The organism is Corallococcus sp. CA053C (assembly GCF_003611675.1).
GTDB lineage: Bacteria > Myxococcota > Myxococcia > Myxococcales > Myxococcaceae > Corallococcus.
This window is the reverse complement of sequence record NZ_RAWA01000067.1, coordinates 1-22,664: the sequence shown is the minus strand read 5'-3', so window position 1 is coordinate 22,664 and position 22,664 is coordinate 1. Positions and strand designations below refer to the sequence as shown.

The 22,664-nt window shown below is 70.5% G+C and carries 18 protein-coding genes; 13 read left to right on the top strand and 5 right to left on the bottom strand.

What is annotated here, in order from left to right:
• Positions 1-26 precede the first annotated feature (26 nt).
• Positions 27-1,175, bottom strand: a complete 1,149-nt coding sequence (locus tag D7V97_RS12190) for a glycosyltransferase family 4 protein (RefSeq protein ID WP_120610789.1) — start codon at positions 1,173-1,175, stop codon at positions 27-29.
• Between the two features lie 92 nt (positions 1,176-1,267).
• Here D7V97_RS12190 and D7V97_RS12185 point away from each other — a divergent pair, with 92 nt between their 5' ends.
• The gene (locus tag D7V97_RS12185; RefSeq protein ID WP_120610788.1) at positions 1,268-1,852 is read left to right on the top strand and encodes a dihydrofolate reductase family protein; all 585 of its coding nucleotides are present in this window, start codon (positions 1,268-1,270) and stop codon (positions 1,850-1,852) included.
• On the opposite strand, the gene D7V97_RS12180 is transcribed toward D7V97_RS12185, so the two are convergent.
• Positions 1,840-2,397, bottom strand: a complete 558-nt coding sequence (locus D7V97_RS12180) for a hypothetical protein (protein WP_120610787.1) — start codon at positions 2,395-2,397, stop codon at positions 1,840-1,842. The two genes, D7V97_RS12185 and D7V97_RS12180, sit on opposite strands and share 13 nt — an antisense overlap.
• Positions 2,398-2,749: 352 nt before the next feature.
• Between D7V97_RS12180 and D7V97_RS12175 the strand changes: the two genes are divergently transcribed.
• Positions 2,750-4,339 (top strand): PAS domain-containing sensor histidine kinase, encoded by a 1,590-nt coding sequence (locus D7V97_RS12175; protein WP_120610786.1) that lies wholly within the window; start codon positions 2,750-2,752, stop codon positions 4,337-4,339.
• 12 nt (positions 4,340-4,351) lie between these two features.
• Here the strand turns inward: D7V97_RS12175 and D7V97_RS12170 are convergent, their stop codons facing one another.
• On the bottom strand, positions 4,352-5,890 hold the full coding sequence (locus tag D7V97_RS12170) for a GspE/PulE family protein (RefSeq protein WP_120610785.1): 1,539 nt from the start codon (positions 5,888-5,890) through the stop codon (positions 4,352-4,354).
• An 89-nt stretch (positions 5,891-5,979) separates the two neighbouring features.
• Here D7V97_RS12170 and D7V97_RS12165 point away from each other — a divergent pair, with 89 nt between their 5' ends.
• The 11 genes from D7V97_RS12165 (at position 5,980) to D7V97_RS12115 (ending at position 20,709) form a co-directional block, all read left to right on the top strand.
• Positions 5,980-6,141 carry a hypothetical protein gene (locus D7V97_RS12165; protein WP_199728780.1) on the top strand — a complete coding sequence of 54 codons (162 nt, stop codon included), beginning with the start codon at positions 5,980-5,982 and terminating at the stop codon, positions 6,139-6,141.
• Positions 6,138-9,107: an ATP-binding protein gene (locus D7V97_RS12160; protein WP_120610784.1), complete on the top strand. Its 2,970-nt coding sequence runs from the start codon at positions 6,138-6,140 to the stop codon at positions 9,105-9,107. Before D7V97_RS12165 ends, D7V97_RS12160 begins: the two co-directional genes overlap by 4 nt.
• Positions 9,104-10,489 carry a sigma-54 dependent transcriptional regulator gene (locus tag D7V97_RS12155; protein WP_120610783.1) on the top strand — a complete coding sequence of 462 codons (1,386 nt, stop codon included), beginning with the start codon at positions 9,104-9,106 and terminating at the stop codon, positions 10,487-10,489. Before D7V97_RS12160 ends, D7V97_RS12155 begins: the two co-directional genes overlap by 4 nt.
• Positions 10,490-10,663: 174 nt before the next feature.
• Entirely contained in the window at positions 10,664-11,140 is a 477-nt protein-coding gene (locus D7V97_RS12150) for a hypothetical protein (protein ID WP_147444784.1), read from the top strand.
• 19 nt (positions 11,141-11,159) lie between these two features.
• Entirely contained in the window at positions 11,160-12,266 is a 1,107-nt protein-coding gene (locus D7V97_RS12145) for a serine hydrolase (RefSeq protein WP_120610781.1), read from the top strand.
• A 253-nt stretch (positions 12,267-12,519) separates the two neighbouring features.
• On the top strand, positions 12,520-13,590 hold the full coding sequence (locus D7V97_RS12140; protein ID WP_233582694.1) for a hypothetical protein: 1,071 nt from the start codon (positions 12,520-12,522) through the stop codon (positions 13,588-13,590).
• Positions 13,591-13,603: 13 nt separating this feature from the next.
• On the top strand, positions 13,604-15,568 hold the full coding sequence (acs, locus tag D7V97_RS12135) for an acetate--CoA ligase (RefSeq protein ID WP_120610779.1): 1,965 nt from the start codon (positions 13,604-13,606) through the stop codon (positions 15,566-15,568).
• Between the two features lie 45 nt (positions 15,569-15,613).
• On the top strand, positions 15,614-15,892 hold the full coding sequence (locus tag D7V97_RS12130) for a DUF485 domain-containing protein (RefSeq protein WP_120610778.1): 279 nt from the start codon (positions 15,614-15,616) through the stop codon (positions 15,890-15,892).
• 16 nt (positions 15,893-15,908) lie between these two features.
• Positions 15,909-17,534 carry a sodium/solute symporter gene (locus D7V97_RS12125; protein ID WP_120610777.1) on the top strand — a complete coding sequence of 542 codons (1,626 nt, stop codon included), beginning with the start codon at positions 15,909-15,911 and terminating at the stop codon, positions 17,532-17,534.
• 227 nt (positions 17,535-17,761) lie between these two features.
• On the top strand, positions 17,762-20,293 hold the full coding sequence (locus tag D7V97_RS12120) for a hypothetical protein (protein ID WP_120610776.1): 2,532 nt from the start codon (positions 17,762-17,764) through the stop codon (positions 20,291-20,293).
• Positions 20,294-20,304: 11 nt separating this feature from the next.
• Positions 20,305-20,709, top strand: coding sequence for a hypothetical protein (locus D7V97_RS12115; RefSeq protein ID WP_120610775.1), 405 nt, complete (start codon positions 20,305-20,307; stop codon positions 20,707-20,709).
• A 28-nt stretch (positions 20,710-20,737) separates the two neighbouring features.
• Here D7V97_RS12115 and D7V97_RS12110 read toward each other — a convergent pair whose 3' ends face one another.
• Both D7V97_RS12110 and D7V97_RS12105 read right to left on the bottom strand, forming a co-directional pair.
• Entirely contained in the window at positions 20,738-21,826 is a 1,089-nt protein-coding gene (locus tag D7V97_RS12110) for an alpha/beta fold hydrolase (protein ID WP_147444783.1), read from the bottom strand.
• 65 nt (positions 21,827-21,891) lie between these two features.
• Positions 21,892-22,653 carry a DUF4239 domain-containing protein gene (locus D7V97_RS12105; RefSeq protein ID WP_147444782.1) on the bottom strand — a complete coding sequence of 254 codons (762 nt, stop codon included), beginning with the start codon at positions 22,651-22,653 and terminating at the stop codon, positions 21,892-21,894.
• Positions 22,654-22,664 lie beyond the last annotated feature (11 nt).

The following is a 22,664-nucleotide window of genomic DNA, read 5'->3' as shown; positions in this document are numbered from 1 at the left end:
GTCGCCTCCGCAGTCCCGAAGCCCGCTCATGCCGACCCCACCGACAGCGCCCGCGCGTAGACACGCACGTAGTCCGCCACCTGTCGCGAGCCATCGAAGCGCGCGAGCACCTCCTCGGCCCGCGCTCGCAGCAGGGGCCTCGCCGCGCCGTCCGCCACCTGCGCCATCCGCTCCGCGTAGGCGTCCGGGTCGGCCGTGTCGCCCCGGACGAGCAGCGGCCAGTCCGTCCCCAGCACCTCCGGGATGCCTCCGACGGCGGGCGCCACCACCGGCAGGCCGTGCGCGAGCGCCTCCAGCATGACCAGCCCGAAGGACTCGAACCGGGACGTGAGCACCAACGCCGTGGCCTGCTGGTACTCGCGCGCCAGCACCTCCATGTCGTCCTCGCCCACCAGCACGGTGACGGCATCGCGCAGCGGATGGGACTCCAGCAGCTCCCGCGCCCGCACCGCGCCCCGGTGCGTGGTGACCAGCCGCAGCGTGGCGTGGGGCCGCTGCGCATGGAGGCGCGCGAAGGAGGCCAGCAGCAGCTCCGGACGCTTCACCGGCCTCAAGGACGACACATGGAGGAACCGGTCCGGCATCCCTGCACCCGGGCCCAGGAGTGGGCCCAGCTGCCGCCGCAGCTCCGGCCGGAGGAAGTTGTGGACGACGTCCGGGGCGGGCAGCTCCGGCATCCGGTGCGCCAGGGCCTCCGCGAGGTAGCGCGACACGCACGTCACCGCGGACGCGTCCCGCAGCACCTCGCGGGTCACTTCCGGCCGCGCGCCCAAGAGCGCGTCGTTGAGCACGTCCGAGCCGTGGAAGGTCACCACGTACGGCACGCCCCGGAGCCGCTTCAGGAAGTACGCCGGCAGGCCGAACACCTGGAGGTTGTGCAGGTGCAGCAGCCCGAACGGCGCCGTGTCGTGGAGCCGCAAGAGCTGTTCACACACCTCCAGCGGGCTGGTGAAGGCCGCGTCCACGTCCAGGCTGTGCGCGGCCCGCAGCGCCCGCTCCGGGGAGAGCACCCGCGTGTCCTCCGGCCGCGCGCCCAGCGGATCACAATGCAGGTAGCGGACCGCGAGCCCCTCCCGTCGCAGCGCCGCGCCCAGGCTCAGCGCGGCGATGGACGACCCGCCGTTGGTGGACAGCATGCCCATGCAGACCGTGGGCAGTCCTTCGAGGATGGACATGCGCCGAGGATAGGGATTGGCGCTGACATGCCTCTTCGCTCCCCGAGTCACCGACGCGGTGATAAGCCCGGGCACCAGGAGGAAGGACCCGCATGCGCAAGCTCACCTATTACGTCGCCAGCTCGCTCGACGGCTTCATCGCCTCTCCCACGGGAGGGTTTGACTTCTTCTCCATGGAGCCGGACTACCTGGATGCCATCGCCGCCGAGTACCCGGAGACGCTCCCCGGCGGCTACCGCGCGTTTCGCGGCCTCACGGGCCCGGGCCGTCACTTCGATACGGTGCTGATGGGGCGGCGGACCTATCAGGTAGGCCTGGATGCGGGCACGACCAACCCGTACCCGCAGCTGGAGAACTACGTGTTCTCGCGCTCCGTGCTGGACAGCCCCGACCCGTCCGTCACCTTCTCCAGCACCCCGCTCGCCACCGTGCGCGAGCTGAAGGCCCGGGACGGACTGGGCCTCTGGCTGTGCGGCGGCGGGGCGCTCGCGGCCGAGCTCCTCCCGGAGATCGACGCGTTCATCATCAAGCTCAACCCCGTCATCGCGGGCTCCGGCATCAAGCTCGTCGACCTGGGCTTCGCGCCCCACCGCCTGCGACTCACCGGGACGCGTGCGCTCCCAAGCGGCGTCGTCTTCCTGAGCTACGAGTCCGCGACCGCGGCTCAGCCCAGGTAGAACTGCTCGAAGGTGAAGGAGTGCGCCGTCGTTCCGGCGAAGCCGCTCAGCACATTGCCCTCGCAGGTGGGCGACGTGATGGCGACCCGGCCGTTGCCCCAGCTGTTGAGGATGAGCGTCATCTTGCCGGTGTCGTCCAGCTCCAGCTGCACGTTGTCTGGCGCGAAGGCGGAGAAGTTCTGCCAGCGCGCGGGGCTCGCGTACGTGGAGGAGTAGCTCCGGTCGTTGAAGACCTGGCGACCGCTGTTCACGGAGCTGGTGAGGCGGGCGGGCACCCGCGTGACCACGCCGGTGGTGGGGTTGTAATAGAAGCTCGCGGCCACGTAGCCCGACAGCGAGCCCGTGAAGTACGAGGCCACGGGCCCGACCGTGCCCACCGGCTGCTTCAGCGAAACACCCGTGACGTAGATGTAGTTGCCACCGTTCTGCTGGATCCAGCTGAACTGGGAATTGACCAGGGTGGTGCAACTCCCCGCGGCGGCCTCGGCGCCGACGAGGAGGGGCAACGCGAAGAGAAGACCTGCGAGCTTGCGGGACGCGTTCATGGGAGGACTCGGCCGGTGGAGTGCAGCCCCGTTCGCGCCGCCGGCACTCGGGCGTTCAGGGTTCATGCGCTCCAGGGCCTGAGCACGTCCCGTGCCGCCAGGCGCCCCACTCGGGGACCCGGGCAGGAGCCGCCCCAGGTGTTGCTTCCGGGACCACGGCGCCCTGTCGCCACCGTGGCCCCGCGCACCACAGCCGCTCCCGGGCCGGGTGTGATTCGACCTGACGGAAGAGCCCGGAAGGGCAGGCAACCTCCATGCCTGGGAGCCGGGTGCCCAGGCAGGGTTGTCTTGCGGATGACCCCGTCACAAGGTGGTGGCCGACCAAGCCGTCGGGTGCACTACTCTTTCTCCTATGCGAAGCCCCCTGGACGACCGCGCGGATCCCGGGTCCCCGAGCAACGGCGGCATCACCTATGCGCCCCACTCCGCCAAGAGCGGCGTCGGCGTGGATTCGCAGCTGCGCCTGTTCATCGACAGCGTCAAGGACTACGCCATCCTGACGCTGGACCTGGATGGACACATCACCAGCTGGAACGCGGGCGCCGAGCGCATCAAGGGCTACAAGGCCGAGGAGATCCTCGGGCAGCACTTCAGCCGCTTCTACCGCCCCGAGGACGTGGCTGCGGGCAAGCCCCAGGCGGAGCTGGAGCTGGTTGCCCGCGAGGGGCGCTTCGAGGAGGAGGGGTGGCGCGTCCGCAAGGACGGCAGCCTCTTCTGGGCCAACGTCGTCATGACCGCGCTCCGGGACGAGGAGGGGGTGCTGACGGGCTTCGCCAAGGTGACGCGCGACTTCACGGAGCGCAAGCTCGCCCAGGAGCAGCTGCGGCAGAGCGACGAGCGCTTCCGGCTGCTCGTCGAGCACATCCAGGACTACGCCATCTACATGCTGGACGTGGACGGTCGGGTCAACACCTGGAACGCGGGCGCGGAGCGCATCAAGAACTACCGCGCCGACGAGATCATCGGGCAGCACTTCAGCCGCTTCTTTCCCCCTGAGGACGTGGCCGCGGGCAAGCCCCAGCGGGCCCTGGAGACCGCGGCGCGGGAGGGGAAATTCGAGGAGGAGGCCTGGCGCGTCCGCAAGGACGGCACCCGCTTCTGGGCCAGCGTCCTCATCACCGCGCTCCGCGACGAGTCGGGCGTGCTGCGGGGCTTCGCCAAGGTGACGCGCGACTTCACCCAGCGCAAGCAGACCCAGGAGCGGCGCGAGCTGGAGATGCTGCGGGACGCCGTGCAGGCCCGGGACGAGTTCCTCTCCGTCGCGTCCCATGAGCTGAAGACGCCGCTCACCCCGCTGCAGCTCAAGCTGACGGCCATCCTGCGCATCGTGGAGAACAACCCCGCGGCCACCCTGCCCGTGGAGCGCGTGGTGAAGGACCTGGACGTGGCGCGCCGGCAGGTCCGCAAGCTCGCGGACCTCATCGAAGACCTGCTGGATGTCAGCCGCATCAGCATGGGCCAGCTGCGGCTGACGCGGACGCCCACGGACTTCGCCGCGCTCGCGCGGGAGGTGGTGGGCCGCTACGCGCCGCAGGCCGCCCAGGTGGGCTGCGCGGTGACGCTGGAGGCGCCCGCCCCCGTCCCCGGCAACTGGGACCGGACCCGGCTGGAGCAGGTCCTCACCAACCTGCTCACCAACGCGCTCAAGTACGGCGCCGGTAAACCCATCCACGTCCGCGTGCGCATGGACTCCGGGCTGGCCATCCTCATGGTGCGGGACGAGGGCATCGGCATCGCGCAGGAGGAGCAGCCCCGCGTCTTCGAGCGCTTCGTGCGCGCCGTCTCCGAGCGCAACTACGGAGGGCTGGGACTGGGCCTCTTCATCACCCAGCAGATCGTCGAAGCGCACGGCGGCATCGTCCAGGTGCGCAGCCTGCCCGGCGAGGGCGCCACGTTCACCGTGATGCTGCCCGTCAACCTGGTGGAGCCGCACGGAGGCTGACGCCTCGGGCGTTCAACCCACCGGCTTGCGCTCCTCGCGCGCGGAGACGAGGTAGCGGTACGGCACCACGCGCGTCAGCTCGTGCAGCGTGGTGACGCCGTCCGCCACCTTCGCCAGCGCGTCCTCCACCAGCGTGCGGAAGCCCCGGGCCCGCGCATGCCTTCGCAGCTGGACGACGGGCGCCCCGGTGGCGATGAGCAGTTGCAGGTCGGGGTCCACGACCAGCAATTCGAACAGCCCCACGCGGCCCTTGAAGCCGGTGTGCCGGCACGCCTCGCACCCCCGCCCCGCCCGGGCCTGGAGGCCGTCCAGCAGCGGCCCCAGCAGCGCCACCTGCTCCGGCGTCGGCGTCGCGGGCGCGGAGCACTCCGGACAGATTCGCCGCACCAGGCGCTGGGCCAGCACCGCGAGCAGCGCCTCCGCGATGTCCCCGTCCTCCAGCTTCAGGCCCCGCAGGCGGCTCACCGCGCCCACCGCGTCCGCGGTGTGCAGCGTGCCCAGCACCACGTGGCCCGTGGACGCCGCCATCAGCGCGGTGCTGCCCGTCTCCTGGTCGCGGATCTCCCCCACCAGCATCACGTTGGGGTCCTGCCGCAAGAGCGCGCGCAGCAGCGTCAGGTGCGGCAGCTGCGCGGACACCTGCTTCTGGTTCACCTTGGGGACCACGTATTCGATGGGGTCCTCGGCGGTGATGATCTTCTTGCGCCCGTCGTTGAGCCGCGCCAGCGCCGCGTACAGCGTCGTCGTCTTCCCGCTGCCCGTGGGCCCCGTCACCAGCACCAGCCCCTCCGGGTTGCCCAGCAGCCGCAGCACGGTCGCCTGCACCTCCGGCGTCATGCCCAGCTTCTCCACCGGCACCAGCCCCACCGTGGCATCGAGAAGGCGGATGACCACGTCCTCGCCCGCGGGCGACGGCACCACGCTCACGCGGAAGTCCACCGCCTTGTCCCCCGCCGGCCCCTGGTAGAGCGCCCGCAGCCGGCCGTCCTGGGGCCTGCGCCGCTCGGAGATGTCCAGGCCTGCCATCACCTTGATGCGGCTCACCACCTCCGGGAGCGTGTCCGGGGCGATGTCCGTGTACGTCTGGTGGAGGATGCCGTCGCAGCGGTAGCGCAGGTCCACGTCATCCGCGTAGCTCTCCAGGTGGATGTCGGACGCGTTCTGCTCCACGGCCTCGGTGAGCACATGGTTCACCAGCTCCACCGGCGTGGGCGTCGCGGACAGCGGCGTGCCCGCGCGCAGCACCACGTCCACCGCGGCGTGCGCTCCCGCGCCGAACCCCACCTCCAGCGCGGCGTCGATTTCGTAGCGGTTCAGACGCACCGGCTGCACGGGCCGCCGCAGGAAGTCCGCGATGCGGTAGCGCACCGACAGGTCGTCCGGATGGAGCATCGCCACGGTGACGGGCGAGTGCTTGTTCGCCGGGTCCACCCGCCCCATCACCGCGACGCCCAGGCGGCGGCAGAAGGACTCGGGGAGCAGCCGCAGCGATTCGCGGTCGAGGGTGAACTGGGACAGTTCGGAGAAGGGGGGCACTTCCGGGGGAGCCATGGGCGGGCGGATTCTATCACCGCCCCCTTCACGCCCTGGGGGCTGGTATCCTCGCGCGCATGTCGCGGCCTCCCGCGGAACCTCCCGCCATGCCGTCGCTGCTGGTGTTCGCCGTCGCGGTGCTGCTGTTCGGCTCGCCGCTGCGCAGGCTGTGGCTGGCGGAGGGCGCCCCCGCCTACCTTCCCTTCGTCGTGTGGCTGGGCGTCATCGCCCTGGGCGGCTGGGTGGCGCACCGGAGCCTGCGCCCATGACGCTGGGGCTGGGCCCGCTCGTCGTCGCCTCCGTCGGCTACCTGGGCGTACTGTTCCTCGTCGCCTACGCGGCGGAGAAGGGCCGCATCCCGGCGCGCATCACCCAGCACCCGCTGGTGTACGCGCTGGCCCTGGGCGTGTACGCCACGTCCTGGTCCTACTTCGGCAGCGTGGGCTACGCGGCCCGCCACGGCTTCCGCTACCTGGGCATCTACCTGGGCCTCACGCTCGCGTGCCTGCTCGCCCCCGTGCTGTGGCGGCCCCTGCTGCGGCTGACGCGCGAGCTGCAGCTCACCTCGCTCGCGGACCTGCTCGCGTTCCGCTACCCCGGTCAGGTGACGGGCACCGCGGTGACGCTGTTCGCCCTGGCCGGCAGCCTGCCCTACCTGGCGCTCCAGATTCGCGCCGTGGTGGAGTCCGCGCGCCTGTTGAGCCCCGCGGCGTCCCCCGCCCTGGTGGGCCCGGGCTTCTGCGGCGTGCTCGTCGTCTTCTCGCTCCTCTTCGGCGCCCGCCACCCCGCCCCGCGCGAGCGGCATGAAGGGTTGATGCTGGCCATCGCCTTCGAGTCGGGCGTGAAGCTGCTCGCGCTCGTCATCGTCGCGGGCTGGTGCGTGGTGTCTGTCTTTGGCGGCGTGGGCGGGTTGCAGGACTGGCTCACCGTGCACCCCGAAGCGGTGGAGGCGCTCCAGCGTCCCGCGCGCGACGCGTCCTGGGCGCCGCTGCTGGTGCTCTCCGTCGTCGCCGCGTTCCTCACGCCCCGGCAGTACCACGTGGCCTTCACCGAGGCCCCCGAGCGCGACGGACTGGCCACCGTGGCGTGGGCCTTCCCGCTGTTGATGCTGCTCATCAACGCGGCGGTGCCGGTGCTGCTGTGGTCAGGAGAGGCGCTGGGCCTGCCCTGGCCCGCGGACTTCCACGTCCTCTCCGTGCCCGCCGCGAAGGGCGCCCCGGCGCTGGCGCTGCTGGCGTTCCTGGGCGGCGTGTCCGCGGCGAGCGCGATGGTCATCGTCACCACGCTCGCGCTGGCGCCCATGTGCCTGACGCACCTGGTGCTGCCCCTCAACACCATGCGCGGCCGCGACGACCTCTACGGCTGGCTGCTGTGGGCGCGGCGTGTGCTCATCGCCGCCATCATCCTCGCGGGCTACGGCTTCTACCGGCTCATCGACACGCGGGCGACGGGGCTCGTGGACCTGGGGCTCGTGTCCTTCGTCGCGACCGCGCAGTTCGCGCCCGGCGTGCTGGGCCTGCTCCTGTGGCCCAAGGCGACGCGCGCGGGCCTGCTCGCCGGGCTGGGCGCGGGCGCCGCGACGTGGACCGCCACGCTCGTCGCGCCGCTGTGGGAGCCGCCCTCGCTGGTGGCGTGGACGAATCAGGTCTCCGTCGCCATGGGCTTCTCCGCGGACGAGCCCTGGGGCTTCGCCACCTTCACCTCCCTGGGCCTCAACGCGCTGTGCTTCATCGCGGTGTCGCTCGCCACGCGCCAGTCGGTGGAAGAGACGGAGGCCGCGCGGGTGTGCGCGCGCGAGGCGCCGGGCCTGTCCGAAGGCAGCGTGGTGGCCAGCTCTCCCGACGAGTTCCGTAGGCAGTTGGAGCCGGTGCTGGGCGCGCAGGTGGCGGCGGCGGAGGTGGACCGCGCGCGCGAGGCGCTGGACCTGTCCCTGGACGAGCGCCGGCCCGCGGAGCTGCGCCGCCTGCGCGACGGCGTGGAGCGCAACCTGTCCGGCCTCATCGGACCGGTGCTGGCCCGGCTCGCGGTGGGCGAAGCGCTGCGGCTGGACCCGGGCGCGCGCACGGCCCTGGCGGATCAGCTCCGTTTCGTGGAGGAGCGGCTGCGCGATGCGCGCGACATCCGCGGGCCGGTGCGCGAGTTGGAGGTCGTGCGCCGCTACCTCTACCGCATCCTGGAGGACCTGCCGCTGGGCGTCTGCGCGGTGGGCCCGGATGGTGAGGTCGTCCTCTGGAACGCCGCGCTGGAGGCGGTGTCGCGCGTGCCCATGGACGCGGTGCGGGGCCACCCGCTGGCGCGCCTGCCGGAGCCGTGGGGCGCGCTGTTCTCCGGGCTCGCCCAGGCGCATGACGGCGACACCGAGGTGCGCGTGCCGGTGGCGGGACAGACGCGCAGCCTGCGCCTGCACCGCTCGCGGCTGGCACCGTCCGATGGGGGCAACGACGGAGCGTCGGAGGGCATGACGTTCCTGGTGGAGGACTGGACGGAGCGCAAGGCGGTGGACGCGCGACTCGCGCACCAGGACCGGCTCGCGTCGCTGGGCCGGGTGGCCGCGGGCGTGGCGCATGAGATTGGCAACCCGCTCACCGCCATCGCCAGCATCAGCCAGAACCTCAAGTATGAGCTGGAGGACCCCGAAGCAGTGCGCGAACGCGTGGGGCTCATCCTCCAGCAGTGCCGCCGCATCGACGCCATCGTGCGGGCGCTCGTGGGCTTCGGCCATGCGGGCACGGTGGGCGGCGAGTCCCGGCCCTTCACGCGCGTGGCGGTGGGCCCGCTGCTCGCGGAAGCGGCGGAGCTGGCCCGGCTGTCGCGCAAGGCGCGCGACGTGGCGTGCGCGCACCAGAGCCCAGACGGGCTGGTCGTGCGGGGCGACGCGCAGCGGCTGGAGCAGGTGCTGGTGAACCTCTTGACCAACGCCATCGACGCGTCGCCCCCGGGCTCGTGCGTGGAGCTCCGGGCGGACGCCACGGGAGACGAAGTGCGCATCCAGGTGGAGGACCGGGGGCATGGCATCGCCCCGGAGTTGTCGCAGCGCATCTTCGAGCCCTTCTTCACCACCAAGCAGCCCGGCGAAGGCACCGGCCTGGGCCTCACGCTGGTGGAGGGCATCGTGCGCGAGCACGGCGGCACGCTGCGCATCGAAGCCCGCGCGGAGGGCGGCACCCGCGTGACGCTGAGCCTGCCCCGCGCCCCCGCATCCGAGGTCCCGTCCCGTCAGGAGGTTTCCGCGTGAGCCGCATCCTGGTCATCGAGGACGAACCCATCATCCGCACGGAGCTCAAGCGGCTGCTCACGCGCGCGGGCCACGACGTGTCAGAGGCCGGCGCCGTGCCGGAGGCCGCGGCCGAGCACGCGCTGGACGCCTTCGACCTGGTGCTCTCCGACCTGCGCCTGCCGGGCCCGCCGGGCACGGACATCATCGCGCTGTGTCCGGGCGTGCCGGTGCTCATCATGACGAGCTACGCCACGGTGAAGTCCGCCGTGGACGCGATGAAGCAGGGCGCGGTGGACTACATCGCGAAGCCCTTCGACCATGACGAATTGCTGCTCCAGGTGGAGCGCGTGCTGCGCGAAGGGAGGCTCACGCGGCAGAACGCGGCCCTCAAGCGCGAGGTGGAGCAGACCTGGGCCCCCGGCGGCATGGTGGGCACGTCCGCGGTGATGCGCGACGTGTTCGAGCGCGTGCGCAAGGTGGCGCCCTCCCCCGCCACCGTGCTGGTGCTGGGCGAGTCCGGCACCGGCAAGGAGCTGGTGGCCCGCGCCGTCCACGCGCAGAGCCCGCGCGCGGAGGGCCCGCTGGTGGCGGTCAACTGCGCGGCCATCCCGGAGGGGCTGCTGGAGAGCGAGCTGTTCGGCCATGAGAAGGGCGCCTTCACCGGCGCGCAGGCCGCGCACGCGGGGCTGGTGGAGGCCGCGCACGGCGGCACACTCTTCCTCGACGAGATTGGCGAGTTGCCCGCGCCCGCGCAGGCGCGCCTGCTGCGCATGCTCCAGGACGGCGAGGTGCGGCGGGTGGGCGCCACGCGCTCGCGCAAGGTGGACGTGCGCATCCTCGCCGCCACGCACCGCGACCTGCCCCGGCGCGTGCAGGAGGGCCTCTTCCGTCAGGACCTCTACTTCCGTCTGCGCGTGGTGGAGATCCGCCTGCCGCCCCTACGCGAGCGCGGCGAGGACCTGCCCGCCCTGGCGAAGCACCTGTTGGAGAAGGCCAGCCGGCGCCTGGGCCGTCCGCCCGCGTCCCTGTCCCCGGAGGCGCTGGCCGCCATCGCCGCGCACCCGTGGCCGGGCAACGTGCGCGAGTTGGAGAACGCCCTGGAGCGCGCGGTCATCCTCGCGGACGGGCCCCTGCTCACGCCGGAGCTGCTGGCGCTGGAGCTGCCGCGCGCGGCGGCGACGGACGCGGCCCCGCCCGCGCTGGAGGAGCTGGACTTCCCGCCGCTCGTCGCCAGCGAGGATCCGCGCTCGCCGGATTCGATGGAGGAGTACTTCCGTCGCTTCGTCCTGGAGCACCAGGACCGCATGGGCGAGACGGAGCTGGCGCGCCGGCTGGGCATCAGCCGCAAGACGCTCTGGGAGAAGCGCCAGCGCCTGGGCATTCCCCGCACCCGCGCCTGAAGTCCGACGCGTCGAAGCCGGCGCGTTTCGACGCGTCGAAATGCGTCGAACGGCTTCGACAATGCCGCTCCCCACGGTCCCCCAGAGGGAAGCGGCGTGCGGCACACCGCTTGCTCATGGGTCCTGGCATCCACCGGATGAATCCCTCTCCCGGTGGCCCAGGAGCCCACGACCATGTGCAACCACAACAGCCTCGGACCGGATGGCCAGCTCAAGTCGGGTTACGACACCCGCCTGAACCCCGACATGACCCGCACCGCCGCGAAGGGTGCCTCTCCCATGTCGACGGAGCAGACCGCCAACTGCGTCGTCGTCAACCAGTGGGGCGGGACCATCACCAACGTGCAGCTGCGCCACCGCTACAGCAACAACCCCAGCTACCAGCAGCAGGGCAACTGGCCCTCGCTCGCGGAGAACGTCACCAGCTCGTCGTTCCAGGCCATCTTCTGGACCGGCGCCACGGGCCACGACTACTGGTGGGTCCAGTTCGAGGATGACAACGGGAAGATCTGGTCGTGCAAGCAGAACTTCTACTGCACGCTGAAGTCCTCCGACGCGAACACCACCGTCTACTTCTTCCTCAACGGCTCCTCCGAGGAGATGCAGATCCAGATGATCAGCGGGAGCTGCGACACGTCCCTGTCGGATTAGCAGGCCCCAGGCCCAAGCCATGACGACCCCAACGCAGGACCCCGCGCGACTGAAGCAGCTCGTCGCGGCGGCCATGAAGGACTACCTGGGCACGCAGACGGAGATCGGCGTGTCGGCGGCGGTGGCCGTCGGCGACGTGCGCGCCAGCTACGTCGCGGGCCTGTCGGACCGCGAGGAAAAGCGGCCGGTGTCCGAGGACACGCTGTTCCTCATCGGCTCCGTGCAGAAGGTCTTCACCAACACGCTCGCCGCCGCGCGCATCGTGGAGGGGAAGATGGCGCTGACGGATCAGATCACCCGCTTCCTCCCGGGAGAGGTCCGCCAGCAGGGCACCGTCATCCGGCAGGTGACGCCCCAGGCGCTGGGCACCATGACGGCGGGCATGCCGGGCACCAACGTGCCGGGCCACCCGGCGGGCGCGCTGTACCGGGGAGAGGTGCCGCCCCCGCAGATGTTCGACTTCTGGACGCGCTTCAACCCGGAGACGCGCGTGGGCACGCACTACAGCTACTCCAACGTGAGCGAGGTGACGCAGGGCTTCACCACCACCCTGGCCGCGCGGCGCAGCTACCCGGAGCTGTTCGCCACCGACATCCAGGAGCCGTTCGCCATGCGTGACACGCGCGTGGACCTCACCGGCATCCGCCCCGAACGCATCGCCCAGGGCTACACGGCCAAGGGCAAGCAACTGGGCTACCGGGGCGTGGGCTTCAACTCCACCGCGTCGGACATGCTGCGCTTCCTGGAGGGCAACCTCTTCCGCGTGCCCACCATGCCGCTGCTCACCTACCGCGCGATGAAGCTCGCGCACACGCCCCACTTCGAAATCTCCGCGCGTCAGTCCATCGGCCTGGGCTGGTACATCACCGACGCGGGCGGCGGCGCGAAGGTGCTGAGCAAGGCTGGCGGCAACGGGGGCTTCGTGGCGTGGGTGGGCTTCCTGCCCGGACACGCCGCGGCGGTGGTGCTCCTCACCAACGGCCACCCGACCACGGGCCTCAAGCTGCCCGCCATGGGCCGGCGCATCCTCCTGGAGGCCGCGGGGCTCCAGGCGCCCATCGGTCCGCCGGATGCGGACGACGACGCGGACGCGGGCATCGCCCCCGAGGACGGCGCGGAAGCCTGAGCCGATACGCGCGGGGGCCACGCACGCTGACGCGCTGCGTGGCCCCTGTCTCGTTGCGGGGCCCGGTGTTACCCCGGCGTTACGACGCGCTGCACGAATCGTTACGGGCGGTAACGCCCTGTCACCTTCCGCCACATCCTGACGCAACGGGCCAACCTGTAAGGTCCTGAAACCCGGAGGCCACGCGGGTGGAACGGGCGTTGCTCTTGCGTGGGGGCCTATGCGCCCCGACCTACGCTCGCTCCCCCGGTGGATGGTGTTCGTGGCCCTGCTGACCGCGCTGCCCGCGGCGGCGGGGAAGATTCAGCTGGGCGACGATGCGGTCCTCAACGTCGACGTCCTGCTACAGCCGCAGATGCAGCTCGTGAAGAACGGCGCGCCGGTGGGCGACGTGGGCACGGACTTCTTCCTGCGCCGCGTGCGGCTGCTGGTGTTCGGCTCCATCACCAAGCGGCTGTCGTTCTTCATCGACACGGATCAGCCGAACTTCGGCAAGAACGGCGACTGGAACCCGGCCTTCTACATCCAGGACGCGACGCTCGCGTACGAGGTCGCGGACAAGACGTGGCTGGAGGCGGGCTTCATCCTCGCGCCGCTGTCGCACCATGCGCTGCAGGGTGCCATCGCGCTCAACACGGTGGACTACCACTCCGACCTCATCCGCTACCCGCTGGGCGTGGGCAAGGTGTGGCGCGACGCGGGCATCCAGGTGCGAGGCTTCGCCGGGCCGCTGACGTACCGCGCCGCCATCCTCAACGGCGTGGAGGGCTCGCGGCTGGAGAACGGCCAGGTCGTCAACCCGGACGACCTGCCGCGCGTCGTGGGCCACGCGCGCTACAACGTGCTCGGCCGCGAGGAGGACCTGTTCCTCCGGGGCATCTACTTCACCGACCATCCGCTGCTGTCGTTCGGCGTGGGCGGTGACTACCAGTACTCCGCCATCGCCACCGCCTCCGGCGTGCACGACGCGGTGGCCCTGGCGGCGGACGTGTTCCTGGACATGCCCATGGGCGCGGACCAGGAGCTCATCATCCAGAGCAACGTCTTCTCCTGGCAGCAGGGCTTCGACAACCCGCGCAGCGGCACGGGCTTCTTCATGGAGCTGGGCTACCGCATCGGCATCGTGGAGCCCCTCATCTCCGGCGAGTACTTCAACGGCCGCGTGAATGCGCAGGACCTGCTCACGCTGCGCCCCGGCTTCAACCTCTGGTTCCAGAAGCACACCTTCAACCTGAAGACGGAGGTGGCCGTGTCCCGCGCGGGCGACATCTCCCACGCCAAGACAGGCATCACCGGCACCGCCCAACTCCAGCTCTTCTACTAAAGGACCTTCCCCCATGGCTCCCGCCCAGGACCTGCTCGTCGCCCCCAAGGAAGCCTTCCGCCGCACCGCCCACGTGAAGAGCCTGGAGGACTACCAGCGCCTCTACCGCCAGAGCCTGGACGCCCCGGACGCCTTCTGGGGCGAACAGGCCCGGCAGCTCACCTGGTTCCACCCGCCGGACACCATCCGCGAGGTGAACGAGGCCGCCGCGGACTTCACCTGGTACGGCGGCGGCAAGCTCAACGTCACCGTCAACTGCGTGGACCGCCACGCGAAGGCGCGCCCGGACAAGGCCGCCATCATCTGGGCGAAGAACACGCCCGGCGAGTACGAGGTCATCACCTTCAAGGACCTCCAGCACCACGTGGGCCGCCTGGCCAACGTGCTCAAGGCGCACGGCGTGAAGAAGGGCGACCGCGTCATCGTGTACCTGCCCATGGTGCCGGAGCTCGTGTACACGCTGCTCGCGTGCGCCCGCATCGGCGCGGTGCACTCGGTGGTGTTCGCCGGCTTCTCCGCGGACTCACTGCGTGAGCGTGTCCTGGATTGCGGCGCGAAGGTCGTCGTCACCGCCAACGAGGGCCCGCGCGGCCCCAAGAGCGTGGCCACCAAGGCCATCACCGACGAGGCCCTGGAGGGGCTCACCCAGGTGACGTCCGTGCTCGTCGCGCGCCGCACGTCCAAGGAAGTGCCCATGCGCGAGGGGCGCGACCACTGGCTGGACGTGGAGGTGAAGAAGCACCGGGGCGTCTGCCCCGCCGAGTGGATGGACTCCGAGGACCCCCTCTTCATCCTCTACACGTCCGGCTCCACCGGGAAGCCCAAGGGCGTGCTGCACACCACGGCGGGCTACCTCGTGTACGCCGCCACCACGTTCCGCTACGTCTTCGACACGCAGCCGGACGACGTGCACTTCTGCACCGCGGACGTGGGCTGGGTGACGGGCCATTCCTACCTCGTCTACGGCCCGCTCTGCACCGGCACCACCACGGTCCTCTTCGAGTCCACGCCCACCTGGCCGGACGCGAGCCGCCTCTGGCAGGTGGTGGACGACGTGAAGGCCACCACGCTCTACACCGCGCCCACCGCGCTCCGCGCCCTCATCAAGGAGGGCGACGCGTTCGTGACGAAGTCGTCCCGCAAGTCCCTGCGCCTCCTGGGCAGCGTGGGCGAGCCCATCAACCCGGAGGTCTGGCGCTGGTACCACGACGTGGTGGGCGAGGGCCGCTGCCCCGTGGTGGACACGTGGTGGCAGACGGAGACGGGCGGCATCCTCATCGCGCCGCTGCCGGGCGCGACGCCGTGCAAGCCCGGCAGCGCCACCCTGCCCTTCTTCGGCGTGGAGCCGGTGCTGGTGGATGAAGAGGGCAAGGTGCTGGAGGGCAACGGCGTCAGCGGCAACCTGTGCCTCGCGCGCTCGTGGCCGGGCCAGGCGCGCACGCTGTACGGCCACCACGCGCGCTTCGTGGAGACGTACTACGCGCGGTTCCTGCCGCTGTACTTCACCGGCGACGGCTGCCGCCGCGACGAGGACGGCTACTACTGGATCACCGGCCGCGTGGACGACGTGCTCAACGTGTCCGGCCACCGGCTGGGCACCGCGGAGGTGGAGAGCGCGCTCGTGGCGCACGAAGCCGTCGCCGAGGCCGCCGTGGTGGGCTACCCGCACGACCTGAAGGGCACCGGCGTGTGCGCCTTCGTGACGGTGAAGCCGGACTTCCTGCGCACGCCGGACGAGGCGATGATGGGCGCGCTGCGCGAGCAGGTGCGCCACGTGATTGGCCCCATCGCGTCCCCGGACCGGGTGGTGCTGGTGTCGGGCCTGCCCAAGACGCGCTCGGGAAAGATTCTTCGCCGCATGCTGCGGAAGATCGCCAGCGGCGAGACGGAGAACCTGGGGGATGCCAGCACGCTGGCGGACCCCGCGGTGCTGGACGAGCTGCTCACCAAGGGGCTGCCTCCGGCCCCCCGGCGCTGAAGGCTCGCGTTCCCCATCCCTTTCGTTTCCCAAGGAGGCACACCGATGTATGGCAATTCCAAGGACGACGTCCTGAAGGCACTCGCCGCCGCGCGCTGGCGCGTGGCGGGAGCGCTGACGGTGGCGATGCTCGTGACCTACCTGGGCTTCATCCTGCTCGTGGCGTTCAACCGGCCGCTGATGGGGCGACAGCTCATCCCGGGGCTGTCCATCGGCATCGTGCTGGGGGCCGTGACCATCCTGGTCGCCTGGGTGCTCACGGGCATCTACATCCTGTGGGCCAACCGCAAGTACGACCACATCCTCGACGGACTGCGCCGCTGATCCGAAAGGTCACGCCATGAATCCTCCGACCGTGGGCACGCAGATCGGCCAGCCCAACACGACGGCCATCGTCTTCTTCCTCCTCTTCGTCAGCATCACGCTGGCCATCACCTACTGGGCCGCGCGGCGCACGAAGACGACGTCCGAGTTCTTCGCCGCGGGCGGCAACATCAGCGCGGTGCAGAACGGCTTCGCGCTGGCGGGCGACTTCATGAGCGCCGCGAGCTTCCTGGGCATCGCGGGGCTCGTGGCCACGTCCGGCTTTGACGGGCTCATCTATTCGGTGGGCTGGCTGGTGGGCTGGCCGGTGGTGACCTTCCTCATCGCGGAGCCCCTGCGCAACCTGGGCAAGTACACCTTCGCGGACGCGGTGGCCTACCGGCTGAAGCAGACCCCGGTGCGCCTGTCCGCCGCGGTGGGCACGCTCACGGTGGTCGTCTTCTATCTGATTGCCCAGATGGTGGGCGCGGGCAACCTCATCCACCTGCTGTTCGGCCTGTCGTATGAGATGGCCGTCGTCATCGTGGGCGCGGTGATGATCCTCTACGTGCTGTTCGGCGGGATGATCGCCACGACGTGGGTGCAGATCGTCAAGGCGGTGCTGCTCCTGGGCGGCGCGTCCGCGCTGGCGGTGGCGGTGCTGTGGAAGTTCGGCTTCAGCCCCGCGGCCCTCTTCAACGAGGCGGCGACGATGTACGGGCCGGAGGTGCTGGCCCCGGGCAAGCTGGTGGCGAACCCGCTGGAGACCATCTCGCTGGGCGTGGCGCTGATGTTCGGCACGGCGGGCCTGCCGCACATCCTGATGCGCTTCTACACGGTGCCGGACTCGAAGGCGGCGCGCACCAGCGTGTTCTACGCCACGGGCCTCATCGGCTTCTTCTACCTGGTGACGTTCATCCTGGGCTTCGGCGCGGCGGTGCTGGTGGGCCGCCAGGGCATCACGGCGGTGGACAAGGGCGGCAACATGGCGGCGCCCATGCTGGCGGAAGTCGTCGGCGGCACGGGCTTCCTGGGCTTCATCTCCGCGGTGTCCTTCGCCACCATCCTCGCGGTGGTGGCGGGGCTGACGCTGTCGGGCGCGGCGGCGCTGTCGCACGACCTGTGGTCGCACGTGGTGCGCAAGGGAGAGGCGCCGGAGCACGAGCAGCTCAAGGTGGCGCGGCTGGCGAGCCTTCTCTTGGGCGTGGTGGCCATCCTCCTGGGCGTCGTCTTCAAGGGGCAGAACGTGGCCTTCATGGTGGGGCTGGCGTTCGCCGTCGCGGCGAGCGCGAACTTCCCGGCGCTGCTGCTGTCCATGCTGTGGAAGGGCTTCACCACGCGCGGCGCGGTGGCGAGCATGCTGACGGGAGCCTTCAGCGCGGTGCTGCTCATCTTCCTGTCGCCCACGGTGCAGGTGGATCTCTTGGGGCACGCGTCCGCGCCCTTCCCGCTGAAGAACCCGGGGCTCGTCACGATTCCGCTGTCGTTCTTCGTGGGCTGGCTGGTGTCGCTGCTGTCGCCGGAGGCGGAGGCGTCGCGGCGGTTCGCGGAGGTGCAGCACCGGATGCACGTGGGCGCGGTGATTCCGCCCCCGGTGACGGTGCCCACCGGCGTCGGGGGCTCGGTGCCGCCCGGGACCCCGGAGGCTCCGCAAAAGATTTGAAGGCTGCTCGGCGGCCCTCCACGGTTTCTCCTCGACGTGGAGGGCAGGGACGGAACCCGGGTGTTTCCAAAGGGGCCCGGGTTCCGTCCTCCTTCATCCCATGAGCGTAGGCCCGGGCGGAATGGCACCCCGGGGCATGGGACTGTCTGTTATTGCCCGCGCCGTCGCGCCCCTGGTTGCATCCGGCGGTCTCTTGAATGGGATGGTTCCCTCCGGGAGGGCCTTCCATGCGTGACGTGCCTACCGGGAGCCTGAAGCTCGAGGACACGGCGTTCCTGTCCCCGCCGCCCGTCGGTGCGCCGCTGTACCAGGGCGCGCATGCGCTCTTCGTCCACGGCTTCAATCCCGGCGCGACGCTCGACCTGGAGCGCAACGGCGTCATCGTGCTCATGGGGGTGCCGGGCGGCTTTCCCCAACCCCTGGGAGCGCGGCTGCACCTGTCCGCGCCGCTGGTGGCGGGCGACGTCGTCCGCGCGCGGCAGCAGGCCCACGGGGTCACCAGCGGCTGGTCTCCCAGCGTGACCGTGCGCAAGCACACGCAGGACCATCCCGACGGTCCTCCCCGTCCCCGCATCGACCCGGTCCCCGTTCATCCCGGCGGGTCGCGGACGGGCGTCGCCAACCTGCTCACCGGCAGCACGGTGTGGCTGACCGCGAACGCCACCGAGCTCGCACGGGTGCAGGACGCTGCTCCCCGGCAGGGGCTCGACGTGACGCCGGACCACCGCCCCTGGCAGCAGGTGCGTGCCTGGGCCCACCTGGATGGGGACCCGAGCCCGCCCTCGCCTGTCCAAGACACGGTCGCGGCGCCGCTCCCGCTGCCCAGACCGGGCTTCTCCCTGGCCTATGAAGGCACCCGGCAGGTCCAGGTGACGAACCTCGTGAACGGCGCCCGCTTCGAGCTGTCGCTCAATGGGGCCTTCCAGGGAACGTGGCGCACCTGGGGAGACGCCCACCGGGTCGACCTCCCGGCGCCGCTCGCGGCAGGAGACCTCCTCTCCGCCGTCCAGTGGTTGTCCCCGGGCTGGGAGAGCCAGCCCGGCGAGCTCCAGGTCTGGTCCTGCGGGCAGCTCCCCGCGCCGCAGGCCGAGCCCCTCCAATGCGGCGACACCTCCATCACCCTCACGATGATGGCGACCGGCGCCACGGTGAAGGTCTACCGCAACCTCGTGAAGGCCGGCGAAGGCGGCGGTCCGGTGGTGCTGCTGGACGCGCCCGTCGAACACGGCGATGTCATCCATGTCGTGCAGACGCTGGGAACGTGCGTGAGTCAATCCGCGCAGCAGCTCACCTGCCTGTGCGTCGCACCGCACGTGACGTCCGACCCCTCCGGGCTCGACCTGTTTCCGGTGGGCCAGGTGGACTACGACGGAGGCACGACGAGCATCGGCGGGCAGACGCTGCACATCCGGGGCACGGTCTTCTACCCCGCCCAGGACGATGGAGGGGATGCGCCCTTCAACAAGCGGAGGGGCAAGCGGGGACCGGTGCCCCTCGTCTTCATGGCCCACGGAAACCATGCGCCCACCGACCCGAGCCATCTCGGCTACGACTATTTCCAGCAGGCGCTCGCGCGGATGGGCTTCGTCGCGGTGTCGGTGGACTGCAACGAGCTGAACGGGTGGACCGGCGGGCCGGGCAACATCACCGACCGCGCCGACCTCATCAACGCGTCCATCGCGCACTTCCAGAGGCTCAACGCCGTCGGCCAGCGCTTCGCGGGCGTGCTCGACTTCGACAAGGTCGGGCTCATGGGGCACTCGCGAGGAGGCGAGGCGGTGGTGATTGCGCCGTCACGTCCCAGCAGGCCGAGGGCGGTGAACATCCGCTGTGTGCTGTCGCTCGCTCCGACGGACTGGGGCGCGACCCAGGGCGCGCTCGAAGGCTGCGAGTTCCTCACGCTCCTTCCCGCCGCCGACGGAGACGTGTTCGAGAACGACGGTGCGAAGTATTACGACCGCTGCCGGCCACCGAAGTTCAAGTCGCAGCTCTACGTCCACAATGCCTGCCACAACTTCTTCAACCGGCGCTGGCTGGAGAATGACAACGGCGGGAACCTGCCGACGATGGACCGGTCCGCGCACGAACGGGTGCTGTTGACCTATGGCTGCGCGTTCTTCCGCTCGGTCCTGGCGGGGCACGACACGCTCGGGTTCCTGGTGGGCACGGAGCTGCCGCCCGCGACACTGACCTTCCTGGTGCACCTGTCCTTCAAGTGGTCGGCGGGGATGACGGTGGATGACCACGAACAGGGCAACACCATCGCCAAGAACTCGCTCGGGAGACCCACGACCCAGATGGGGCTGGTGGCGGGCGAGTACCGGTTCAATCAAGCCATGGCCCCCCAGTACAACGACTCGTTCTATGGCGACTCCATCGGCATGGTGGCGGAGCCCGAAGCGGCTCCCGGGACATTCCGCTCGCAGCTGGAGCCGCCGGTGACGCTCAGCGGAAAGGAGCTGTGGATCCGCGTCGCGGATGTCTTCATCGAGGACATGCCCCCCGCGAAGACAGGCTTCCAGCTGGGAATCGAGCTGACCGATGGGACCGTCGAGTGGATCGACTCGGATGCGGTGGGCGGCGTCCCGCTTCCCTTCGACACGGTGTTCCTGACGAAGAGCATGCTGTCGACGCTCCGGTTTCCCATCCGCTGTTTCGGTTCGTCGAAGATCCTCCGGGTGGCCCGCGCCCTCCATCTGAAGCTCAACCGGGAGAACGCCCGGCCCCTCGCGTTCGATGACCTGCAAGTCATCGGGTAACGGAGCACGACATGGCGACTCAGGATGGCGGCTCGGGGCCCGAGGACACACGCAAGCAGCGGCCCGCGGTGCCCGGAATCAGGTCAGCGGTCGCGCGTCGCGTCCGGTACCCGAAGCCCCGGCGCTTCTTCACCGCGGGCCGGGAGCACACCGAAGTCGACGTGCTCGAGGTCGACGTGGAGACCGACGCCGACTTCCCCATCGCCGGGACGGGGCCGGCCCTCTTCGTGGGGGACGTGGCGCTCATCGACAGTGAGCGCGTGGGCGAGCGCCGCTACCGCTTCTTCGCCCCGGCCTCCACGCCGCTCGCGAAGGACGCGTCGGTCGCCCTGGGCCGGGCGGGCTCCGGCATCCCCAGGCCGGAGACGCCGCGGGGCCTGCTGCGTCTGGAATGGAGCGCGGACGGAAGCCGCTGACGCGCGCGTTCCCGGTGCGGGCGCGGCCTCACTTCGCGCGCGTGAGCGGGAGCACGTCCTGCACGAGTCGCAGGAGCACCTTGCCGGGCTCCTCCTCGTGCACCATGTGAGCGGAGTCCTCGAACCAGACGAGCTTCTTCGAGGGCGCTTCGAGCGTCGCGTACCAGGAGTCCAGCAGGCGCGCGGACGTGGTGAGGTCATGCCGGCCGTGGAAGAAGACCACCGGGCAGGCGAAGCGCTTCACCGGGGTGAAGTCCAACTGGGACAAGCTCCCCCAGAGCGTCACGAAGCTGAGGTCCAGACCCGCATCGCGTGCCTCCAGGTCCTTGTCCGAAACGTCCGGGCTGAAGCGCCAGACCTCCGCGCCGTGCCAGCTCCGGTCGCGCCAGTTGTAGCTCTCGTAGCGTGAAAGCCACCGCCGCTCCCGGGGCAGGTTCGCCAGATTGCGCGCGGGGTCCTTGGGGTCCGGATAGGGCGCGAGCGCTTCGAGCTCCGCGACGGCCTTGGCGTTCCCATCCGCGCGCGCGGCCTGGAGCGTGGCCTCGTACCCCAGCGCTTCGTTCCGGGGGAGGTCCACGACCTGGCTGATGCCGACATAGGCGTCGAACCAGTCGGGGTGCCGCTGCGCGAGCTTCACGCCGAGCACGGTGCCCCAGCTGTGTCCCACGAGCACGATGCGCTTCTTGCCGTAGGTCTTGCGCAGGTGCGTGACGACCTCTTCGGCATCCGCCACCATGCGGTCGATGCTCAGCGTGGGGCGCACCTTGTCCGGCGGATTGAGCGCGTAGGTCTTCCCCGCGCCGCGCTGGTCCCAGTGCGCGACGGTGAAGAACTCCTCCCATTCGCCCTGGTAGAAGTAAGCGGAAGGCAGGGACGTGAAGCCCGGACCTCCGTGCAGGAAGAGCAGCAGCGGGTTGTCCCGGTGGCGTCCCCGCACGGAGATCCACTGGTCGATGCCACCGATGCGGACCGCTTCGGCCTTCTCGATGCCGTCGGGCAGCACGCTCCGGCGGGCCTCCCGCATGACCGCCTGGGGCGTGGGAGGCGCGTCCTCGGCGGCGCTGGCCGCGCCCGCCAGCAGCGACAGGCCGAGCAGGGACAAGGCAGGGAGCTTCATCGCGGATGTCAGGGTTGGCATTCCCTGTCGAACGCATGACGTCCGTGTCGATTGCCTGGAGTCCCTTACGGCAGGGAGCGCAGCTGGTCCCGGAGGTCCTCCAGGGGCCGCTGGCTCGTGCGGATGTGGCCGCGATTGGGGACGTCGAGATCCAGGAGGGTGAACATGACGGCGGTCGTCAGCAGCGCGAAGATTCCCCAGAGGAACCATCCGCGCGAGTGTGTTTCCGGCCGGTAGCCGAGCAGCAGGCCCGAGCCGAGAATCCCGATGAGCAGCAGGACGAAGATGGTGTCCGGGATCTGGTTCCGCGCTGCCGACAGCCGCTCAGCGGAGACGTCAATCATCTCATTGAGGGATTGGGTGGTGAGGATCAGGATCCCGGTCGGGAGCTGGGGCGCGACCGCCTCCAGCCGTGACCAGAGCTCTGCCTGAAGCTGAGCCGAGTCCTGCAAGAGGCGTCCGAAGTGTGGCGGGTCCGACGCGGCCGCGTAGGCCTCGAGTCGAAGGTCGACGTAGCGCAGCAGCCGGGTCCGCATTTCGCCGCGCGTGGGTTCGGGAAGGAGGCCAGCGCGCAGGTAGCAGGTGCCGATGGCGTTAGCCTCTTTGGTGACGAGCTCGCGGCGCAGGGTGAACCGGTCCTCGGCCATGGAGAAGGCGAAGGCCAGCAGGAGCGCCACCAGGCCGAGCATCGCGGCATGGAGCGGGGACGCATCATCGAGCCCCGGTCTGCGGTGGCTGAGCCGGAAGCCCGCCTCCAGGGCCAGGAAGATGAGCGCCGTCATCCCCAGGGCGAGCAGCCAGACAGGAATGGCCCCGATGATCTGCATCCCCCTGCCCC

Coding starts and splice junctions, on each gene's coding strand:
- D7V97_RS12190 (WP_120610789.1), bottom strand. CDS start 1,175: ATGTCCATCCTCGAAGGACTGCCCACGGTCTGCATGGGCATGCTGTCC.
- D7V97_RS12185 (WP_120610788.1), top strand. CDS start 1,268: ATGCGCAAGCTCACCTATTACGTCGCCAGCTCGCTCGACGGCTTCATC.
- D7V97_RS12180 (WP_120610787.1), bottom strand. CDS start 2,397: ATGAACGCGTCCCGCAAGCTCGCAGGTCTTCTCTTCGCGTTGCCCCTC.
- D7V97_RS12175 (WP_120610786.1), top strand. CDS start 2,750: ATGCGAAGCCCCCTGGACGACCGCGCGGATCCCGGGTCCCCGAGCAAC.
- D7V97_RS12170 (WP_120610785.1), bottom strand. CDS start 5,890: ATGGCTCCCCCGGAAGTGCCCCCCTTCTCCGAACTGTCCCAGTTCACC.
- D7V97_RS12165 (WP_199728780.1), top strand. CDS start 5,980: ATGCCGTCGCTGCTGGTGTTCGCCGTCGCGGTGCTGCTGTTCGGCTCG.
- D7V97_RS12160 (WP_120610784.1), top strand. CDS start 6,138: ATGACGCTGGGGCTGGGCCCGCTCGTCGTCGCCTCCGTCGGCTACCTG.
- D7V97_RS12150 (WP_147444784.1), top strand. CDS start 10,664: ATGTGCAACCACAACAGCCTCGGACCGGATGGCCAGCTCAAGTCGGGT.
- D7V97_RS12145 (WP_120610781.1), top strand. CDS start 11,160: ATGACGACCCCAACGCAGGACCCCGCGCGACTGAAGCAGCTCGTCGCG.
- D7V97_RS12140 (WP_233582694.1), top strand. CDS start 12,520: ATGGTGTTCGTGGCCCTGCTGACCGCGCTGCCCGCGGCGGCGGGGAAG.
- acs (WP_120610779.1), top strand. CDS start 13,604: ATGGCTCCCGCCCAGGACCTGCTCGTCGCCCCCAAGGAAGCCTTCCGC.
- D7V97_RS12130 (WP_120610778.1), top strand. CDS start 15,614: ATGTATGGCAATTCCAAGGACGACGTCCTGAAGGCACTCGCCGCCGCG.
- D7V97_RS12125 (WP_120610777.1), top strand. CDS start 15,909: ATGAATCCTCCGACCGTGGGCACGCAGATCGGCCAGCCCAACACGACG.
- D7V97_RS12120 (WP_120610776.1), top strand. CDS start 17,762: ATGCGTGACGTGCCTACCGGGAGCCTGAAGCTCGAGGACACGGCGTTC.
- D7V97_RS12115 (WP_120610775.1), top strand. CDS start 20,305: ATGGCGACTCAGGATGGCGGCTCGGGGCCCGAGGACACACGCAAGCAG.
- D7V97_RS12110 (WP_147444783.1), bottom strand. CDS start 21,826: ATGAAGCTCCCTGCCTTGTCCCTGCTCGGCCTGTCGCTGCTGGCGGGC.
- D7V97_RS12105 (WP_147444782.1), bottom strand. CDS start 22,653: ATGCAGATCATCGGGGCCATTCCTGTCTGGCTGCTCGCCCTGGGGATG.